The 19,721-nt window shown below is 46.2% G+C and carries 15 protein-coding genes; 7 read left to right on the forward strand and 8 right to left on the reverse strand.

All coding sequences use genetic code 11. The features are described 5' to 3' along the window. Positions 1–65: 65 nt before the first annotated feature. Positions 66–1,520 (forward strand): tRNA uracil 4-sulfurtransferase ThiI, encoded by a 1,455-nt coding sequence (gene thiI / locus FW758_RS11460; RefSeq protein WP_006080887.1) that lies wholly within the window; start codon positions 66–68, stop codon positions 1,518–1,520. Between the two features lie 131 nt (positions 1,521–1,651). On the opposite strand, the gene FW758_RS11465 is transcribed toward thiI, so the two are convergent. Continuing rightward, a complete protein-coding gene (locus FW758_RS11465) occupies positions 1,652–1,894 on the reverse strand; it encodes a hypothetical protein (RefSeq protein ID WP_446445444.1) in 243 nt (80 codons plus the stop codon). Between the two features lie 211 nt (positions 1,895–2,105). Between FW758_RS11465 and FW758_RS11470 the strand changes: the two genes are divergently transcribed. From FW758_RS11470 to rlmM, 4 genes are all read left to right on the forward strand, one after another. After that, the gene (locus tag FW758_RS11470; RefSeq protein ID WP_006080889.1) at positions 2,106–3,017 is read left to right on the forward strand and encodes a transcriptional regulator GcvA; all 912 of its coding nucleotides are present in this window, start codon (positions 2,106–2,108) and stop codon (positions 3,015–3,017) included. Next, positions 2,998–3,642, forward strand: a complete 645-nt coding sequence (locus FW758_RS11475) for an alpha/beta family hydrolase (protein WP_347098651.1) — start codon at positions 2,998–3,000, stop codon at positions 3,640–3,642. The genes FW758_RS11470 and FW758_RS11475 overlap by 20 nt, the downstream gene beginning before the upstream one ends. Positions 3,643–3,700: 58 nt before the next feature. Then, positions 3,701–4,093: a DUF423 domain-containing protein gene (locus FW758_RS11480; RefSeq protein WP_006080891.1), complete on the forward strand. Its 393-nt coding sequence runs from the start codon at positions 3,701–3,703 to the stop codon at positions 4,091–4,093. 177 nt (positions 4,094–4,270) lie between these two features. Continuing rightward, positions 4,271–5,356 carry a 23S rRNA (cytidine(2498)-2'-O)-methyltransferase RlmM gene (rlmM, locus tag FW758_RS11485; RefSeq protein ID WP_446445445.1) on the forward strand — a complete coding sequence of 362 codons (1,086 nt, stop codon included), beginning with the start codon at positions 4,271–4,273 and terminating at the stop codon, positions 5,354–5,356. A 282-nt stretch (positions 5,357–5,638) separates the two neighbouring features. Here the strand turns inward: rlmM and FW758_RS11490 are convergent, their stop codons facing one another. Next, positions 5,639–6,646, reverse strand: coding sequence for an isocitrate dehydrogenase (locus FW758_RS11490; RefSeq protein ID WP_446445446.1), 1,008 nt, complete (start codon positions 6,644–6,646; stop codon positions 5,639–5,641). A 254-nt stretch (positions 6,647–6,900) separates the two neighbouring features. Between FW758_RS11490 and FW758_RS11495 the strand changes: the two genes are divergently transcribed. Further along, on the forward strand, positions 6,901–9,735 hold the full coding sequence (locus FW758_RS11495) for a prolyl oligopeptidase family serine peptidase (RefSeq protein WP_446445447.1): 2,835 nt from the start codon (positions 6,901–6,903) through the stop codon (positions 9,733–9,735). A 130-nt stretch (positions 9,736–9,865) separates the two neighbouring features. Here FW758_RS11495 and FW758_RS11500 read toward each other — a convergent pair whose 3' ends face one another. The 5 genes from FW758_RS11500 to FW758_RS11520 form a co-directional block, all read right to left on the reverse strand. Then, positions 9,866–10,288 (reverse strand): DUF3192 domain-containing protein, encoded by a 423-nt coding sequence (locus FW758_RS11500; protein ID WP_006080896.1) that lies wholly within the window; start codon positions 10,286–10,288, stop codon positions 9,866–9,868. 110 nt (positions 10,289–10,398) lie between these two features. Continuing rightward, a complete protein-coding gene (gene xni, locus FW758_RS11505; RefSeq protein ID WP_071939126.1) occupies positions 10,399–11,187 on the reverse strand; it encodes a flap endonuclease Xni in 789 nt (262 codons plus the stop codon). A gap of 21 nt (positions 11,188–11,208) precedes the next feature. Continuing rightward, positions 11,209–12,564 carry a nucleotide 5'-monophosphate nucleosidase PpnN gene (gene ppnN / locus FW758_RS11510; RefSeq protein ID WP_446445448.1) on the reverse strand — a complete coding sequence of 452 codons (1,356 nt, stop codon included), beginning with the start codon at positions 12,562–12,564 and terminating at the stop codon, positions 11,209–11,211. Positions 12,565–12,620: 56 nt separating this feature from the next. Then, a complete protein-coding gene (locus FW758_RS11515; protein ID WP_446445449.1) occupies positions 12,621–14,177 on the reverse strand; it encodes a diguanylate cyclase in 1,557 nt (518 codons plus the stop codon). A 151-nt stretch (positions 14,178–14,328) separates the two neighbouring features. After that, the gene (locus FW758_RS11520) at positions 14,329–16,491 is read right to left on the reverse strand and encodes a tetratricopeptide repeat protein (RefSeq protein ID WP_446445450.1); all 2,163 of its coding nucleotides are present in this window, start codon (positions 16,489–16,491) and stop codon (positions 14,329–14,331) included. Positions 16,492–16,625: 134 nt separating this feature from the next. Between FW758_RS11520 and FW758_RS11525 the strand changes: the two genes are divergently transcribed. Beyond that, complete coding sequence (locus tag FW758_RS11525) at positions 16,626–18,443, forward strand: M61 family metallopeptidase (protein ID WP_446445451.1); 1,818 nt, start codon at positions 16,626–16,628, stop codon at positions 18,441–18,443. A 173-nt stretch (positions 18,444–18,616) separates the two neighbouring features. Here the strand turns inward: FW758_RS11525 and rdgC are convergent, their stop codons facing one another. After that, complete coding sequence (gene rdgC / locus FW758_RS11530) at positions 18,617–19,531, reverse strand: recombination-associated protein RdgC (protein WP_006085165.1); 915 nt, start codon at positions 19,529–19,531, stop codon at positions 18,617–18,619. Positions 19,532–19,721: the final 190 nt, after the last annotated feature.

The raw sequence follows: 19,721 nt of genomic DNA on the forward strand, positions 1-19,721 counted from the left end.
GTATATAATCCCCCGATTATTCTTTTAACCAATTTTGCTGTTTTAAAATTGCCCGCGGAAATCCCATGAAGTTTATTGTAAAGCTGTACCCAGAAATCATGATGAAGAGCAAACCCGTAAGGATGCGCTTCACCAAAATGCTCGAAACCAATATACGTAATGTACTCAAAAAAGTCGACGAAGACGCTAAAGTTCAACGTCAGTGGGACCGCATTATGGTAATGGTGCCAAAGGATAAGCCTGAATTGGCCCAAGCCTTCGGTGAGCGTCTGGCGTGTATTCCTGGCATTGCCCACGTAGTGCAAGTGGATGAGTACAGCTTTGAATCTGTGGACGATATTTATCAGCAAGTCTTGCCTGTTTACCGTGACCAACTCGCGGGTAAAACCTTCTGCGTGCGAGTGAAGCGCACTGGCGATCACGATTTTAATTCTATCGAAGTGGAGCGTTACGTCGGCGGCGGCTTAAATCAGTTTACCGATGCTTTAGGTGTGCGTTTAAAGAATCCCGATATTACCGTTAACCTTGAAATTGAACGCGATAATCTTTATATGGTCACTAAGCGTATTGAAGGCTTAGGTGGTTTCCCGATGGCGACACAGGAAGATGTGTTGTCTTTGATTTCAGGTGGTTTTGACTCAGGTGTGTCTAGCTATCAGTTTATCAAAAAGGGCGCTCGTACCCATTACTGCTTCTTTAATCTTGGCGGCGCACAGCACGAAATTGGTGTTAAACAAGTGGCTTACCATTTGTGGAAAACCTACGGCGAATCCCATAAGGTGAAGTTTATCTCTGTGCCTTTTGAGCCTGTGGTCGCTGAGATTTTAGAGCGTATCGATAATGGCCAAATGGGCGTTGTGCTCAAGCGTATGATGATGCGCACTGCGGCGCGTATTGCCGACCGTATGGGCATTCAAGCCTTGGTGACCGGTGAAAGTTTAGGCCAAGTCTCTAGCCAAACGTTGACCAACTTGAACGTGATTGACCGCTGTACTGAGCTGTTGATTTTACGTCCGCTGATCGCCATGGATAAACAAGACATTATCAACGAGAGCCGTAAAATCGGCACCGAAGATTTTGCCAAATCTATGCCTGAATATTGCGGCGTGATTTCGCAAAAGCCAACGGTTAAAGCGGTATTAGCTAAAGTAGAAGCGGAAGAGAAAAAGTTCTCTGAAGATTTGATCGATCAAATCATCGCCCAGTCTGTCACTATTGATATCAGGGAGATCGCAGAACAAATGGATACTCGGATTACTGAGACTGAAACGGTCGCCAGTATTGATACCAACCAAGTGGTCATTGATATTCGCGCCCCTGAAGAAGAGGAAAGCAAACCGTTACAAATTGAAGGCATTGAGATTAAACGTATCCCATTCTTCAAGTTAGCGACTCAGTTTGCCGATCTCGATAAGCAAAAGACTTATTTGCTGTATTGTGAGCGTGGGGTGATGAGTAAATTGCAGGCATTGTATTTAATCGAGCAAGGCTACACTAACGTCAAAGTGTATCGCCCATAAATCCATGCAAACTTGCCCACTGACATGTCTTGTCAGTGGGAAGTGCCCATAGAGATTGAATACAAAAAAGCCGCATATCAATGCGGCTTTTTCTTTTGGTCTTCGGGGTGAAAACCTAAATTGGTGTTGTCTTATAAGCTGTTAGGCTTAACGATTTGCTGATTTGATGCGACATCATCTGCGGCAATCAACAGAGTAGCTTCTTGCAGCACTTCTTGGTGCATTTTATTCATTGCAGCAGTTAAGTCTGCAGTGATACTGGCTTGTAAGTCGCTAGTATCGATGACGATTTCGTCAACGAGTACATTAGCACAGGCATTTAAGCTGAGTGCTGAAATTATCGCTAACGCAAACGCTGATTTTAAATTAAACATAGTCGCCTCCGGGCTGACAAATTAACGCTGTCAGACATTCCCATCACCAACTTTGAGATTGTCCAACTAGGGTGTTTCATAGATATAAGTGTTTCGTGGATACCGCTGTTTCAATGGCGCAAAATTTAACCAAAATCACTGGTCTTTACAAACGATTAAATGTAACAATACGGATTAGAAAAACTAATTAAAAAACGAGACTGAGATCACTATGTCCAGACGATTACCACCGCTTAATGCGGTTAAAGCATTTGAGGCAGCCGCGCGGCATTTGAGCTTTACGCGCGCAGCAGAAGAATTGTTTGTTACGCAGGCTGCGGTGAGCCATCAAATAAAGGCATTAGAAGATTTCCTCGGATTAAAATTATTTCGCCGAAAGAACCGTTCTTTGCTTTTAACTGAAGAAGGGCAGAGCTACTTCCTCGACATCAAAGACATCTTTATTCAACTCGCCGATGCTACCGACCGATTACTCGCCCGCAGTGCGATTGGTTCTCTGACGGTCAGTATGTCGCCCAGTTTTGCAATTCAATGGTTAGTGCCGCGTTTGGCAAAGTTCAGTGAGAAAAATCCCGATATCGACGTGCGTATTAAAGCCGTCGATACCGAAGCGAGCTCATTAACCGATGATGTGGATGTCGCCATTTATTATGGTCTAGGCAATTGGCCTGGTCTGCGCGCCGATAAGCTCAGAAACGAAGTGCTCATTCCTGTGTGTTCGCCCATGTTGCTCAACGGTCCTAAGCCGTTGTCAAAACCGAGCGATTTAAAATATCACACGCTATTACATGATATGAATCGTCACGATTGGCAGGCGTGGTTTAGACAATGTGGGATTAACGATATTAATGTGAACCAAGGCCCCATTTTCAGTCATTCGTCCTTGGTATTGCAGGCGGCGGCCCATGGTCAAGGCGTGGCTTTAGGTTACAGCGTACTGGCGCGTCCCGATATAAAAGCGGGGCGTCTCGTGTGTCCATTCCAAGAAGTCTTAGTCAGTAAAGATGCTTACTACTTGGTTTGCCAGCAGAATCACGCTGAACTTGGTAAGGTCGTCGCGTTTCGCGAATGGATGTTAGATATGTTTGCTGAGGAGTCGCGCAGTGAGTTGTTGCCCGGATAAGCCAAGTTTTGTGTTAGAGGGTGAGCCTGCGAGCACAATGATTTTATTAGCCCACGGCGCGGGCGCTAACATGGACTCTGAGTTTATGCAGGCTATGTCGGCGGGGTTGGTGGCTAAGGGCTGCCAAGTAATGCGCTTTAATTTTCCCTATATGCAGGCCAATGCCGTCGATGGCAAACGGCGTCCACCGGACCGCGCGCCTAAATTGCTCGCGTGTTTTACTCAGATGCTCGATATCGCTCATTCACAACCTAAGGTCGAGCGTGTCGTACTGATGGGCAAATCCATGGGCGGACGTATGGCGGCGTTATTAGCCTGCGATCCCGCGTTAGCTTCGCGCATCGATAGGGTGATTTGTTTAGGTTATCCCTTTGTGCCACTTAAAGGCGGCGAGCCTAGATTGGAACCTTTGAATGAATGCCAAGTCCCAGTATTAGTCGTACAGGGCGAGCGGGATAAGTTCGGTGGCAAAGAGCAGATCCCAAATTGGCCTTTGAAAGCTGAGATAGGATTGGCTTGGATAACCGACGGCGATCATAGTTTTGTCCCAAGAAAGTCGTCAGGCACTACTGAAGCGGCTAACCTTGCACGTGCCATTGATTTATCTAGCGATTTTATTGGTTAGCTTAATGTTGAGCGAATGAATGTTGAATGAGTTAAGCCCATTCCAGCAGGAGAGTTAAATGCGTAAAGGTCTATTGTTACTCGCCGCCGTGAGCGGATTTTTAGCCGTCGCCTTAGGGGCTTTTGGTGCCCATGGTTTAAAAGCAGTCGCGCCACCGGATTTGATTGACGTGTTTAATCTTGGGGTGCAATACCATTTCTACCATACCTTCGCCTTAATCATGGTTGCCTTTTCGGGCCAATGGTTAACCTCACGTTTATTGGATTGGTCGGCGTATTTGTTTATTGCAGGCATAGTGTTGTTTTCTGGCTCGTTATACGGACTGGCATTGTTCGGCACTAAGTGGCTGGGCCCTGTCACGCCGATGGGCGGTGGGTGTTTCTTACTCGGCTGGTTATTATTTGCCGCTGCGGTATGGCGCCATAAAGTGATTGACGGTCACGAGTCTTAATCTCGAACGTTAAGTGTGAGTTAACAGGCTTAGGGCGCACCTAAGCCTTTTTTATTTCTCCAATCGCAATTCAAGGTCCGCAGTAGGCAAATAGGGCATTTATGGATTGAAATTGGTATACTGACGCCCAAATCGATAGTCAGCCAATGCTTTGGCTTGGATTTCTCAGGGATCCCCATGAAAAACCTATTTTTATTTTGCCGCGCAGGCTTTGAAAAAGAATGCGCTGCAGAAATCCAACAGCGAGCCGGTGAGCTCAATGTGGGCGGCTTTGTTAAGGCCAACAATAACGACGCCTATGTCGTGTACCAATGTTTTGAAGATGACGCCGCTGATACGTTAGTGAAACAACTGCCTTTAGATTCGCTCATTTTCGCTCGCCAGATGTTTGCTGCCAGCGACTTATTAGTCGACTTGCCTGAAAACGACAGAATTAGCCCAATCGTGGCGGCACTCAGTGACGTCAGCAAAGCGGGTGAAGTGCGGGTTGAAACGCCAGATACTAACGAAGCGAAAGAGCTATCGGCTTTTTGCCGTAAGTTCACTGTGCCTTTACGCCAGCATTTGAAAAAATCTGGCAGTTTGCTCGCGCAGGAAAATCCAAAACGTCCGATTGTCCACGTGTGTTTTATCGGACCCGGCCGTGCCTATGTGGGTTATTCCTACAGCAATAACAGCTCGCCACACTTTATGGGTATTCCACGTCTGAAAATGGCGGCGGATGCACCGAGTCGTTCTAGCCTAAAACTCGATGAGGCCTTTGGCCAATTCGTGCCAAAGGACGAGCAAGAAGAGCGTATTCGCAGTGGTATGAACTCAGTGGATTTGGGCGCTTGCCCAGGTGGCTGGACTTATCAACTGGTGCGTCGCGGCATGTTTGTCTCGGCTGTCGATAATGGTCCCATGGATGAGAAACTCATGGAAACGGGCCAAGTGAAGCATTACCGTGAAGACGGTTTCCGTTTCGAGCCACAGCGCAAAAACATCTATTGGCTAGTGTGCGACATGGTTGAGAAACCAGCGCGCGTTGCCGAACTGATTGAAGCTTGGGCGATTAACGGTTGGTTTAAGGAAGCGATTTTCAACCTTAAATTACCGATGAAGAGCCGCTATAAAGAAGTCACTGCCATTCTTGAGACCATGCAGACCATTCTTAAAGAGAATGGCGTGACCGATTTTAAAGTGCAGTGTAAGCATCTTTATCACGATCGTGATGAAGTGACAGTGCATTTATGGCTGCGTCCTAATACCGCGTGGAATTAATTCCTGCGATAACTCTGCAGTGATATTGCCGTCGTTACTCGCGTACGTTACTTAGGTACGCTAATACGGTAATCGTCAGGCGGGTTTAAAAGCCACGCAGTTTTAAAGCCATGCAGGTTTAAAAGCCAGATAACAAAAAGCCCCAAAGGAAACTTTGGGGCTTTTTCGTGTTTACTCATTTGAGTTTCAAGCGCTTACTTCTTATGAAGCTGAAGCTTAAGCTTAAGCTTAAGCTTGAACAAGCGCGTTATAGACTCGTCTTAAACGCGCTCAGTATTGAGATCACAGACGCTCAAGTACCGCTTGAGTGAAGTCATTCGTGCCGTGAGTGCCGCCTAAATCGCGAGTGGTACGGTCGCCTTCTTCGATCACTGCAGATACCGCTTTACGGATTTGCTCAGCTTTGTCAGCCATACCTAAATATTCCAGCATCTGGATAGAGGCTAAAATTACTGAGGTTGGGTTCGCGAGGTTTTTACCAGCAATATCAGGTGCACTACCGTGAACGGCTTCGAAAATCGCTGCATCACGGCCAATGTTTGCGCCTGGTGCCATACCTAAACCACCAACTAAACCGGCACACAGATCCGATAAAATGTCACCGAACAGGTTGGTCGTCACGATCACATCGAAGTTTTCTGGGTTCATCACTAACTTCATGCACGTTGCATCGACGATCATTTCTTCAGTCTTGATGTCTGGGTAACGTAGGCTCACTTCACGGGCCACTTTCAGGAACAGGCCTGATGTTGACTTCATGATGTTGGCTTTGTGCACGATAGTGACTTTCTTACGGTTTTCTTTGCGAGCTAGTTCGTAGGCAAAAGTGGCGATTTGCTCGGCACCTTGGCGAGTCACGATACTGGTCGCTTCTGCCGTCAAACCATCTTCAGACACTTTTTGGCCATAGCCAGAATACATGCCTTCAGTGTTTTCGCGCACAGTGATTATATCGATATTTTCGTAACGAGCTTGAGTGCCTTTGAAAGAAATCACTGGGCGTACGTTAGCGTACAGGCCGAATTTTTTACGTAAAGTCACGTTGATAGAGGTAAAGCCTTCACCTACTGGCGTCGTCAGTGGACCTTTCAGTGTGATACGGTTTTTTTCGATTAATTCTAAGGTGCGCGGTGGCAGTAACTCGCCTTGCTTTTCGAGTGCAGTCAGGCCGGCATCGGCAAATTCATATTCAAAATCACAGCCCGCTTTATCGAGAATTTTTAAGGCTGAATCAATAATACTTGGGCCAATTCCATCACCTGGAATTACGGTTATCGTTCTTTTTGACATGGAGAAGTCCTTCCACGGTTCGTCGTTACTGCAATTGTCTGCCCCAGCGTTAACTGGATAGCAGGACTATGAATTTGGTATTTTTTCTGTCTATTATTTTAACCATCTTTGGTCAAACTTCACAGGAAATAGTGAGCAATATCACGATTTTTTATGTGGTATAACTTGTAAAAATACTGGGTTCTCACCATGATGGAGAGCCAATGGTTAAAAAAGTCTACTTTAGTCTAACAAATACATAAAAGAGGAAGACATTGAAGTTAATCCCTATCACATCTCTGGTGCTGTTATCCCTTGGAATATTGCCAGCAGTGCAGGCTGAAACCAGCACTAAACCGCTCACTCTCACAGACATCATGCACTTTGAATCCCTTGAAAAGCCGGTTATCGCAGATAAGGGCCAAGTCATCGCGGTCGAGTCTGCGCCCGATCGCGGGGATAGTCACGTCATTGTGAAAAATGTGCTGTCGCAGCAAAGTTATCAAATCGCGGGTGGGTCAGATCCTTTAGTGAGTGACGATGGCCACTTTGTGGCTGTGGTGGTCAAACCGAGTTTGCTCACGCGTGAAACGAGTGATGCCAAGGCGAAGAAAAAACTCAAATCTGACATGGTACTACTCGATACCCAAACGGGCACTCAAACCCGCTTTGAGCGCGTGAAGGAATTCGTGTTCAGTGATGACGGTAAGCATTTGGCAATGTGGTTTGAGGCCGATGAAGAGTCCAAAAAAGACCCTGAGCCTAAAGCCATCGAAAAACTCGCTGAAGCAGGCACACAAACTCCTGCGAAAGCCGATAAGCCAAAGGTTGATAAGTTTGACCAAGGCCGTCGTTTTACTTTGCTTAGTTTAGACGGTCAAACCCAGCGCATCGATGTTGAGCAAGTGACAGGTTATGTGTTTGATAAGGCGAGCCGCCGACTTGCGTTAGCGGTGAATGATATCGCCAATAAACAGCATCAATTGCAGTTAGTGGATTTACGTACCCACCAAAAAACCGTCGCTTTTGACTCGCCTAGCCAACAGGTTGGTGCGTTAGCGCTGGCTAAAAATGGTCGTTGGCTGGCGTTTACGCAGGGCAAAGATAGCGAGTTGCCCTATGGTCGAAGCTATCAGTTATCGCTGGTCGATTTGCAATCGGGTAAAATCAGCAAAACTCCTGAGTCACCCGAGTGGAAACTCAATCGATACACAAGTTTAAGCTTCTCATTGGACAGCGAACGGCTGTTCTTCGGCCGCGTGCCAGAGGTGAGCCAGCAGCTTAGTTTGCAGAAAATCTCCGAAGAAAAAGACCTGTTTAATGCCGATATTGTTACCGGACAGCGCGGGCTTAAGGTATGGCATGGTGACGACCCACGGATTAAACCCCACGAAATCAAGCAATATGAGGATGAGCAAAAGCGCACTTACCTTGCGGTATTACATTTAGGCTCAAATAACGTGGTGCAGCTTGGCGATAAAACTGTTCCAGATGTGAGGATTTCACAACATAAGCGCTTTATGTTGGCGAGTTCAGATTTGCCCTATCGCAAGATGGCGACGTGGGCTGGCTTCTATCAAGACTATTATCTGGTCGACATTAACACTGGCAGTAAGGTGCCTTTTTTGACTCAGCAGCCGAGCGATGCCGAGCCAAGTTTGTCGGGTAATGGCAAGTATGTGGCTTATTATCAACAAGGTAATGTTTATCTTTATGATATTGCTGAGGCCCATCGCACTAATCTGACAAGATCATTAAAGGTCAGCTTTGCCGATGAAGACCATGACTATCCATCGAGCGCGCCGGGATACGGTTTTGGCACTTGGCTGAAAGATGACGCTGGGTTCTTGGTTTACGATAAATACGATGTCTGGCAGTTTAATACTGAATCTAAGGCGGGTTTTGCCTTAACCGCAGGTAAAGGGCGAACCCAGAAAATTCAATATCGTCTTGAGGGCTTAGTCGATAATCCCGATGAGCCGACTGAGCTTGCCTATAACGCCACTGTGTTACTCCACGGTTATAGCGATAAAACCAAGGCCGATGGCTTCTACCAAGCGACGCTCGGCGCAGCGGGCGTGAAAACGCTGATGCAAGGCGAGTATAAGTTGACCGTGTTAGGACGCAGTAAAGACGCAGACACTATCGTCTTTTCCAAGGAGCGTTTCGACTTATTCCCTGACTTGTATACGGCTAACTATAGCGCACCGCAAAATGCGCTTAAGCAAACGGATTTAGATAAGCAACGTCAAGCGTTTAACTGGAGCCAATCTGAGTTAGTTCACTGGACGAATGGCGATGGTAAGCCTTTAGATGGGGTGCTGATCAAGCCGACCAATTATCAAGCGGGTAAGCGCGTTCCTGTACTGGTTTATTACTATCGCTTTATGACGGATAGACTGCACGCCTTTCCGCAGATGAACATTAACCACAGACCTAATTTTGCTTGGTATATCAATAATGGCTATGCGGTGTTCCTACCGGATATGCGCTTTGAAATTGGTTACCCAGGTGCGAGTTCGGTGCAAGCGCTCACCTCAGGCGTGCAAAAGCTGATAGAGATGGGCATTGCCGATCCCGATGCTATTGGTCTGCAAGGTCATTCTTGGAGTGGTTATCAAACGGCGTTTGCCATCACTCAAACTAAGATGTTTAAGGCGGCGGTCGCGGGTGCGCCGGTATCGAACATGACCAGCGCCTACAGCGGTATTCGCCACGGCACGGGTATTGCGCGTCAGTTCCAGTATGAAACTGGACAGAGCCGCATTGGTGCGAGTTTGTTTGCCGCGCCACAAAAATACATTGAAAACTCGCCAGTATTCTACGCTGACCGAATTCAAACGCCTTTGATGATCATGTTTGGTGATAAGGACGACGCAGTGCCTTGGGAACAAGGTGTTGAAATGTACTTGGCCATGCGCCGTGCGGGTAAAGATGTGGTGTTCTTACAATATGAGGATGAGCCGCATCACTTGAAAAAGTACCCGAATAAGCTCGATTACAGCATTCGCATGATGCAGTATTTCGATCATTATCTGAAGGGTAAACCCGCGCCAGAATGGCTCAGCAAAGGCGAAGCCTATGTCGAGTACAAGGCAGATGATGAATAAGTGACTGATTTAGCTTATTGCTATGGCACTGAGTGACCTAGGTATTCTGTCACTAAGACGTTAATTTGGTTAATTATGAAACAAAAACGCCACCGATTAGGTGGCGTTTTTATTTAGCAGTCAGTCGTATTTATTTACTGCTCAATGTCTCGTGGGCGGAAGTGAGCACAGTGTCTGTGCCCGCATCGAGGTATTGCTTATAGGTATCTTGGCCCCAAGCAATCAACTTATCATTTTCAAAAATAAGCGGGGTACATTCCTCTTTGGTCGTCACACCGTCTGATTTCTCATGGTGAGTGCGATAAAAGAGCACCTGTAACTTGGCTTCCTTGACGGCTTTTGCCTCTGAAAAGTCGGCCTTACCGAGCAATTCTTTTACTGAACCGATATTTTGCCCTAAGGTTAAATCGTTCATCTTCTGGCTGTTATAGGCCTGTCGGTCCTCCCAATTCATGTCTTCTGGCGTTGGTTCATAAACCAGTACAACCACAGCGACAAAGGCGACGTAGGCGGCAAAAATACTACCAATAATTACTGAAACTTTTGATTTCATTTATAGTTATTCCTTTACCTCATTAAATGAGTCACTTGAGCACGTCCATAAAATACGCTTTTGTTGCGCTAAGGTAAATGCGTTAATTGCAACTTTGTGTTAACAGAAGTTTAGTCTTGATTGATGGTTTTTTCAGGTGGGGAGTCAATCACGCGAAAGTCTTTCAAGTTGATATTGAGTGGTAGGTCCGTTTGTAACTGCGCCAGCTTATAACTCAGCCTCGCCATCTCTTTGCCCTCGGCGAGCTTCTTCGCTTGCTTAGCGCCTAAGTTAGATAAGGATGAAAACAAGGTCGGTAAGCTTCTAAAGGTTTTCAATAACTCGGCGGCCGACTTAGGGCCTATGCCCGCAATACCAGGAATTTTATTACCGCTGTCGCCCGCTAATGCCATCAAGTCGAGAAATTGGCTGCGCTCAACACCAAGCTTTTGTTCCAACGCCGCAATATCAAGATACTGCTGATTAAAGTGATCCCATTGACTGATTTGGCGATGATTAAGCTGACTAAAACCTTTGTCGGTTGACACAATTATGGCTTCACCTTGCGCTTTAGCGGTTTTTATCGCCAGTGTCGCAATCACATCATCGGCCTCCGCGGCGGCATAAATAGAGCCAATGTGCATTGCGGTTAAATGGTCTTGCAGCGCAACTAAACCCTGCGCCAGTGGTTCTGGCATAGGTTTACGGCCTTTTTTGTAATCGGGATAAAGCTGTTTACGCCATGAGATTTCATCACCGTCCCACACGATAGCAACATGGGTAGGGCGATGCACCCGCAGCAGTTTAGTGCACGCCGAACTGACGCGCTCTGTGAGGCTTTGCATATCTGTTTCATCGGGGATCGCCGCATAGATGCGGCGAACCAAGTTGAGACCATCGATGATTAAAAACTTGTTCATGGGGTGTCGTTGTTTCGCTCTCTATTTCACTATTTGGTAGCAAGGAATATAAGCGCTTCCGGGAAGCTTCATTCTCTGTTGTTGCACAAATGCACTCAAGAGCTTATCCATCATGTCCATGAATTTAGGATCGCCTTTCAATTGGAAGGGACCATCGCGCTCTATGTGCTTGATTGTTTCCGACTTGACGTTACCCGCCACTATACCCGAAAACGCTTTGCGCAGGTTGGCGGCAAGCTCGGCTTTATTGGTTTGGAAGTGCAAGTCCAAGTTTGCCATCACCTCGTGGCTCGGGACAAAAGGTAACTGGAATTCAGATTCAATCTTCAGTGCCCACTGATATTGGTAAGCATCACCCGTTGAGCGGCGATAGGCTTTCACCTGCTCCATGCTTTTCTTCATGATACGCGCCACTTCAGTGGGATTATCTATGATGATTTGATACTTCTTCTGAGCTTCAGGGCCTAAGGTTGAGGCAATAAACTCATCAATCTTAATGAAGTAATCGGCGCTTTCCGTGGGGCCTGTGAGGATCAGCGGGAAAGGGGTTTCTTGGTTTTCTTCGTTGAGTAAGATACCTAAGATATAGAGCAACTCTTCCGCCGTGCCAGCACCACCTGGGAAGATAATAATGCCGTGACCTAAACGCACGAAGGCTTCGAGACGTTTTTCAATATCGGGCAAGATCACCAGTTCATTGACGATTTGATTCGGTGGCTCGGCGGCAATAATACTCGGCTCAGTCAAACCAATATAACGGGCATTTTTAATCCTTTGTTTGGCATGGCCTATGGCCGCACCTTTCATCGGGCCTTCCATCGCGCCAGGACCACAGCCAGTACAAATGTCCAATTCCCTCAGGCCAAGTTGATAACCTACCTCGCGGGTATATTGGTATTCGATGGCATTAATACTGTGCCCGCCCCAACAGACCACGACGTTCGGGTCTTTCATGGGGGCAATCGCCCGCGCGTTACGTAAAATATCAAACACCACATTGGTGATATGGTGGGCGTTGGTCAGATTAATGTGTTTGAGCGAGTCGTATCTGTCGCTGATATAGAGGATGTCGCGTAAGACTGAGAACAGATGTTCTTGAATGCCGGTGATTATTTGGCCATCGACAAAGGCTTGTTCAGGGGGATTGACCAGTTCTAATTTAACACCGCGTTCCCGTTGTAGGACGTGGATGTCGAAATCATGGTATTGCTCGAATAGGGCTTTAGAGTTGTCGGTTTTTAAACCCGCGGCAAGTACTGCTAAGGAGCAGTTGCGGTACAGTTGATATAGTGTGCTTTTGGCACTTTTTTTGAGACGATCAACTTCAAGTTGCGAAAGCTGATCCATGCTGCCTTTAGGGCTGACTTTTACTATCATTTACCACTCCTTCGTCATGACAGGAGTGATTAGAGGAGGCGTATAGTGGGGATCAATTATACGTCAATCACAACCCTGTCTCTGCTTTCGTGTTTCGCTTTGTAGAGTGCTGCATCGGCGCGTTCGAAGGTCTCATGTATGAGCTCACTTCCCATAACTTGCGCAGCCCCTATAGATACTGTAACTGTAATTCTCTGATTTTTAAATTTAAATGGAATATTTTTTACTTTCTCGCGCACTCTGTTTAAAAGTTGAGCTATATCAGCAGGTGCTACATCGGGTAATAGCAGGACAAATTCTTCGCCGCCATAACGGGCAACAAATTCGGTATCGCGTAGCGAGTTTTTCAAGGCCATCGCAATCACCTGCAGGGTTTTGTCGCCCGTGCTGTGACCAAAGCTGTCGTTGATAGTTTTGAAGTGGTCGATATCGGCAACCGCCACCCACAGGGGCGATTTATGCCGTTGATAGTTACGGTATTCAAGATCCATGCGCTCTTCTAACGCGGCACGGTTAGGTAACTGAGTTAAGCTGTCGAGCAAGTTAAGTTTTTGCTGTTCGAACAAACGCTCTTTGTAGGTGTTCGCCTCGTTACTTAATTCATTAAGCTCTTTGCGCATCGTCTCCATCGATTTACGCAGTAAGGCTTGTTCTCTTTGCTCTAAGGCTTCTTTACGGGCCAATGCTGAACGAATGGAGTTAAGTTGCTCAGTCAATTGGGCTTTAAGATCGACAATATCTTCTACATCGAGAATGATTTCACCGGCGTTATCGACGCGGGTGTTGATCTCACGATTCAACTGGGTCTTGAGTTGGAAGCTGCGTTGATTGTGGTTGTAAGATTCACTGACCACTTCACGCACTGCGGCTAAGGCATCGTTTAGAGCAAACAAAAACTCTTGCGATGCCGATTTCTCGCGGGCGATGTTATCAAGCAATAAAGCTAAAATGGTTTGGTAGGCTTCGAGCAAGCTGTCTACTTCAATCTCAGAAGAGAGCACTTCTTTGATCACTAAGACTTGGTCACGCTGATCTTTACGAAACTCGATTTCCGAAATCATCTGCGCCAGCTCATGAGCTAGCTGCCTGTGTTTTGGCAAGACATCGAGTTTTTCAGATTCGTTAAATTGTAGCTGTAATATGGTTTCGTAGAAGCCGATGATTTGCTTAACTTTAGGAATATATTCCCAAACTGTGTGAAAAGGTTTAGCCAGATCTTGTTTGAAGTAATTGACTTCTTTTTTGAGTTTTTCAGGTGCAGAGTTCACGCGTTGGATTTGACGGATCACCTGTGACAAACCCGTACGACTCTCTTCGAGCTGTACCATCACATGGTGATATTGGCCTTTTAACAGGCGCTCGACATCGACTAATTCTGGCAATGCCTCATCGACTCGCTCAAACGTATTTAAGTTATGGCGAAGTTTGGCGAGTTTATTATCTAGCTCAAGATTTTGCCCTTTACAGGCGAGGCTTAAGTGACCAATAAATTGCAGTAATGTCTGTAACTTTGCGTTTCTGTCTTCATTGACTTCATCGAGGGCAAGTTTGGCCGAATGAAGTTTCTGTTGCAGCAAGGCAAGTTGTGAAACGGTAGCGCTCGAATCCTTCATCCTGAGTGTTGTCCTAACTCTGCAAGGCTAAAAAACATGACGATCCTATGTCCAGATTAGCTGTTAACTCATATGATACTAATGTTATAACACTGGGCGTAGAGTGCAAATGCGATTTACCTATGACTCTGTGATTAATTGCTGATATTGATCAAATATTTTCCAGTAATTGCCTATCTTGGTTATTTTCCCAGCAAGGCCAGCGAACATCTTCTTTATTTCCGTTGGTATCTAATCTGATTAACCCGCGCTCAATGCCTTTTTCAAGGTGTAAAAATAACGGATTGGCAAATAAGCTTAGAGGGACAAAATCGAGTGCTCTGAGGGCGACAAAATAATCGTTATTGCCCTCTAAACTGCGGGCACAGGCGAGCGCCATCTGCACGGTTTCGAACTTTAATTTCGCGGCCATTTTGATTTCTGATTTCGCTAACAGTGGCAAGTTGGCAAAACCAAGACGGAAATGATGGACGATGTGCTGTTGGTCGAGTTTCTGGCGTATCTGGCTGAGCACATGCGTTGGCTCAACGGCTTGGGTGAACCGCACTGCAAATACCCCTTGGCGTATCACATACACAGGTGCTGCGAGCGCATCGGTTAGATGAGTGGCCAGTTGCGCCGTTACTGCATCACTAAAATATTGGCCATAGTCGAGGTCGGTCGTGAGCTGGGTGGGGAAGGCGATAATCCCTAAAGCTGTTGTAGACGCTTGATGTTGATTATGGCCCAAGTGCGCTAATAGCGCCGCATAGCCTAAGTTATGGGTGAAGGGTTCCTGTAGGCTCAGTTGGGTTAATGCGGCGTTTTTTGCCATGGTTTTGCGGCGATGATGCAACATATACGCAATCACCAGCAGCAAGAGTCCGGCAATCAGGCAGCTGATGAGCAGTAGCGTGTGGGTGCTGTTGCTTTCCTTCACTGTCTCGGCAAGTTTTCCCTGAACCATGTTGAGCTCAAGTTTGAGCTGTTGCTCCGCAAGGGCTGAGGTCGACACTGGTGAGTCTTTCTCTTTCTCTGCAAGGGTGTTACCTAGCTCTATGATACGGGTCTGGGCATCGATGGTTTTGGTTAATTCCCCTAATTTTTGCGACGCCGAGGCAATCAGTGTGAGCGCGGCTTTTTGTTCATTGACAAGTTTTAAGTCGATAGCCAATGCCAATGCGATGTCGGCATGGGTCATCATCAATGGCCAATCTTGGTTAGTTTGCGCGATTTCGCCAATTAAGAGTTCGTTATAAACCTGATAATGATGGCTTTGTTTTTCTTTGAATATTTGATTGGCCATCAGTAAATATTTTAGGGCGTTAACATTGTCATTAATATTTGAGTAGGCTTGCCCAAGATTGTGGAAATTAAGGCCTTGGGCAATATAGTTACCGCGTTTGGCATCTAATTGCTGAGCATTAAGGTAGTAATCAATCGCTTTATTCCAATCCCCTTGTTCGCCATAGACCATAGCGATCACTGTCATACAGCTTGAAAGATAGGTGTCATTGCCCATCTTTTTAAAACCGGCCGCGGCTTCGTGGGCATTTTTAAGGGCTTCATCCCACTGCTTTAAATCGCGATATACCTTAGAAAGTTGCAATTGCAGATTGGTTTTCATCGCCGGGTAATTAGAGCGATTGGAGATCCGAATCGCTTCACTGTAATGCTGCAATGATTTGGTGAGCTGCTGATTAAAATTGTAATAGAACCCCAGTCTTGCTTCAGCCGCTGCGATTAAATAATCGTTTCTGAGCTTATAGGCAATGTCGCGGTATGTATGGAAGTGCATCAGCGCTGGTACTTCTTGGCGGATCAATAAATGTAAGCCGCCTAAGTGCTCATGAATATTGTGCTTAAGAATCAATGCTTCGATGTCATAACTGTCGTTGATGCGAGTGAGCGCTTCGTTATAAAGGCCAATCGCTTCTTGATATTTTTGCTCGGTACGACCAAGGTAACGACCATTCAACATGGCGACCATAGCAAGTTCGTAGGGCGATTGCGCCGCAGTGGATAAGAGTTCAATCAAGCTTTTTGCGTCTTGAAAACCGACCTTAGTTTTCACGTTCGGCTCCATATTCAGCCGAGTCAGCAGATACAAAATCTGTTCAAATTCGGTTGGACTGTAGCCTTGCTCTTGGGCTGCACGCTCAAATTGGTCACGGTTTTGGAACGCAAGGGGGAAGGAAATGGATTTGTTGAGCACATCATACATTTGCTGTGGAGATTCTCTTAACTCCACCTCATCAGCTTCGAGATCTCGGCTTTGAACGCTAAAAGGCAGTGACAGCAACAAAGTAAATAAAATAACCGTGAGTTTTTGCATTTGAACTGTGATTCCTCATTCCTTAAGTCAAGGAACTTATTTTGTTAGCTTTTGTTAGCGCCTAATGAGGATGCTACATCGACTTGTTATACTTGGAAAAATCATAAGAAGCATAATAACAGAAGGAAGCAAGAGTGAAACCCAACAGATTATCAATCTTGATATTAAGTGCATTATTCTCGGGCCAAGTATTGGCCGATGTGAAATATCAAATCGACCTCGTTAAACCCGAGCATCATATCGCCCAAGTGAGTGTGACTTTTCCTGAAGTGAAGACCAGCGATTTTACGGTCAATCTGCCAGTGTGGCGCACGGGTAAATATCAAGTATTGCCTTTGGCCGATGGCGTGCGTTTATTTAGCGCTAAAGACAATCAAGGTCATGAACTTCCATGGAAACGTACGGCGAGCGGTGAATGGCAAGTCGCGCTCACGCAGCCAACCAGCGTAACGGTTAGTTATCAGTTGTATGCCAATGAATTAGGCCAAAGGGTTCGCCATATTGATGCGAGCCACGCGTATTTAGATGCCAGCGGCGTGTTCATGTATAGCCCGCAATTTCGCTATGAGCCAGTGTCGGTTCAATTGAACGTTCCTGAAGCGTGGCAAAGTTACTCGGGCATGGCATCAGGCGCACCAGCGTATTCTTTCATCGCACCGAATTACGATGTGTTAATTGATTCCCCTATCGAAACCGGTGTGAGCACCCATAAGCAATTCAGTGCTAATGGCAAAAACTATGAGTTAGTATTTTGGGGTGAAGGTAACTATGACGCCGATAAAGTCGTTAAGGATTTAACGGCATTAAGTGGTCAAGCAAAGGCGATTTGGGATGATTATCCCTTTGATCGTTATGTGTATATGGTGCACGCCACTAGCGGCGCCAGTGGCGCGACAGAACATGTAAATTCTACGGTTATCCAACTGCCGCGTTTTAGTTTCCGTGAACGCAAGGATTACCTACGCTTTATTAGCACAGCATCCCATGAGTTTATCCATACCTGGAACGTAAAGGCCTATCGTCCTGCGGGACTTGTGCCCTATGATTATCAGCATGAAAACATGACGGAATTACTGTGGATGGCCGAAGGCTCTACCAGTTATTTTCAAGGCCAGTTACTGCTGCGTGCTGGGGTGATGACGCCTAAAGAATTCCTCGAAGACTTAGCTAAACGCGTCGAGAAAAACCAACTCAACCCTGGGCGTGAAACTCAATCTGTTGCCGAGGCGAGTGCAGGAGAGTGGAGCAGTACGGGCGGTGATTATGCGATTAATCACAGTGTGAATATCTATTCTGAGGGTTACTTAACCTCCTTAGCGTTAGATTTCTCGCTGCTCCAAGATACTAAGCTAAAGCATTCATACCGCGATGTGCATCGCCGTTTATATCAAGATCACCGTGTGCCAAAGGGCTATGGGGTTAGTGATGTGCAGCATATCCTTAAGGATTTATCCGGCAAAGATTATGCGCCTTGGTGGCAGGCAAATGTGAATAGCCCGATGAGCTTAGATTTCCCTGAGTTGTTATCGCAGGCTGGGTTAGCAATGTCCTATGGCAAAGATTCAAAAGTCGAGGCATTTGCCGGCATGACGTTAAGCAGCGCTCATGGTTCTTTAGTGTTAGACCAAGTGCTGCGTAATGGCCCAGCGTGGCAAGCGGGTATCGTCGCGGGGGATGAAGTATTAGCGATTAATGGTCTTAAGGTGACGGCTGCGGGTTTTGATAAGCGCATTAAAGACTTTAAGACTGGCGATAGCATTGAAGTGACATTATTCAGCAACGATAAAATCAAACAAGTTAAGCTCACCCTTAGTGAGCAGCAAAGCGGTAAGCTAGTGCTTAAGGGCGATGCGAAAGCGACTAAGCAACAGAAAGCTTTTTTCAAGGCTTGGTTAGGCATTGATTGGCCGTTTGATAATAAAGGCGAGCTAGTGTCTAAAGCTAATGATTAAATCAAGTGGCACTCGGTTTGCGATTAAGCCGAATATCTTAACTTTAGGTGTTTAACTGTCATAAAAAAGGCGCCCACTCATTTAGAGGGGCGCCTTTTGTTATTCTGTATTTCAACTCATTCATACGAGAATACGAGTGAGTCGCAGATTTAGTTTACCTAACTCGCTGAGGCTTAAACTTGTGCTTCTTCGAGTCCACCTAGTGCTGCCACGAGTGCATGCATCAAGGCGACCAATTCGCTGCCCATTAAGGCAAAGTCTGCATCTAAACGTGCCATAGGGTCATCAGTGCCGACTTCATCGTTACCCGCTCTAAATTCTTCAGAGAATTTAAGACGTTTTACGCTGGCATCCGATTGCAATAATAGTGCAATCGATTGGCCGAAATGCAGTGCTAACTTGTGGACTTGCTTGCCTGTTGCGAGGTGAGCTAAGACTTCGTCTTCTTTCAGATCTTGCTGCTTAAAGCGCACAATACCACCTTCATCCGCTTCGGATTTAAGTTCAGCTTCATCTTGCATTTCAAAAGGTAATGGCGCGCTGCCAAGTTTTAACCATTCGGTTAAATTGGATTCGACTGGCGCTTTAAAGCTCAATGGGATCACTGGCAGACTACCGAGTGCTTTGCGTAGGAGTGCTAACAACTCTTCGGCCTTAGTGGCGCTTGAACTGTCGACAAGGATCATTTCCAGTTCAGGCAATATCAGTGCGTGAGTCTGGCTGCGGCGTGAGAAAGCGCGTGGCAGTAAACTTGTGATGATTTCATCTTTTAGCGCATCTTTTTCTTTTTTCGCCATCTTACGATTTTCTTCATCTTCAATGAGGGCGACTTTTTCTTCTAGGGCTTCTTTGACGACTTGGCCTGGGAGGATTTTCTCTTCTTTAGTCACACAGATCAGATGGCGATTGTCGGCGCTGTGTACCAAAGAACTGCCTTTTTTGCCTAACGCATTTGAGAAACCAAATTTACTGACATCTTGGCTTGAGCACGGGGAGAAAGTGAAATCGGCCAACGCAGTTTCTAGCGCTTCGGTTTCGACGGCAAAAGGTTTATTGAAACGATAAAGAGTAAGATTTTTAAACCACATAAGAGGCGCTCATTGAAAATTAAAGTGGCAGTTTACGGCATAGTTTGGGCGGGGTAAACCTGTGTTCGACAGCTAATTTCTAGTGGCTAATCAGAATTCATTAAACTGTAACATAAGAATTAACTCGGCTGTAGGCCCCATCTTTACTGGGTTTAGCACCAAGCTTAGCGTCAGCTTTTTTACCTTGCGC

The sequence above is a fragment of the Shewanella sp. 1180_01 genome (assembly GCF_052850535.1).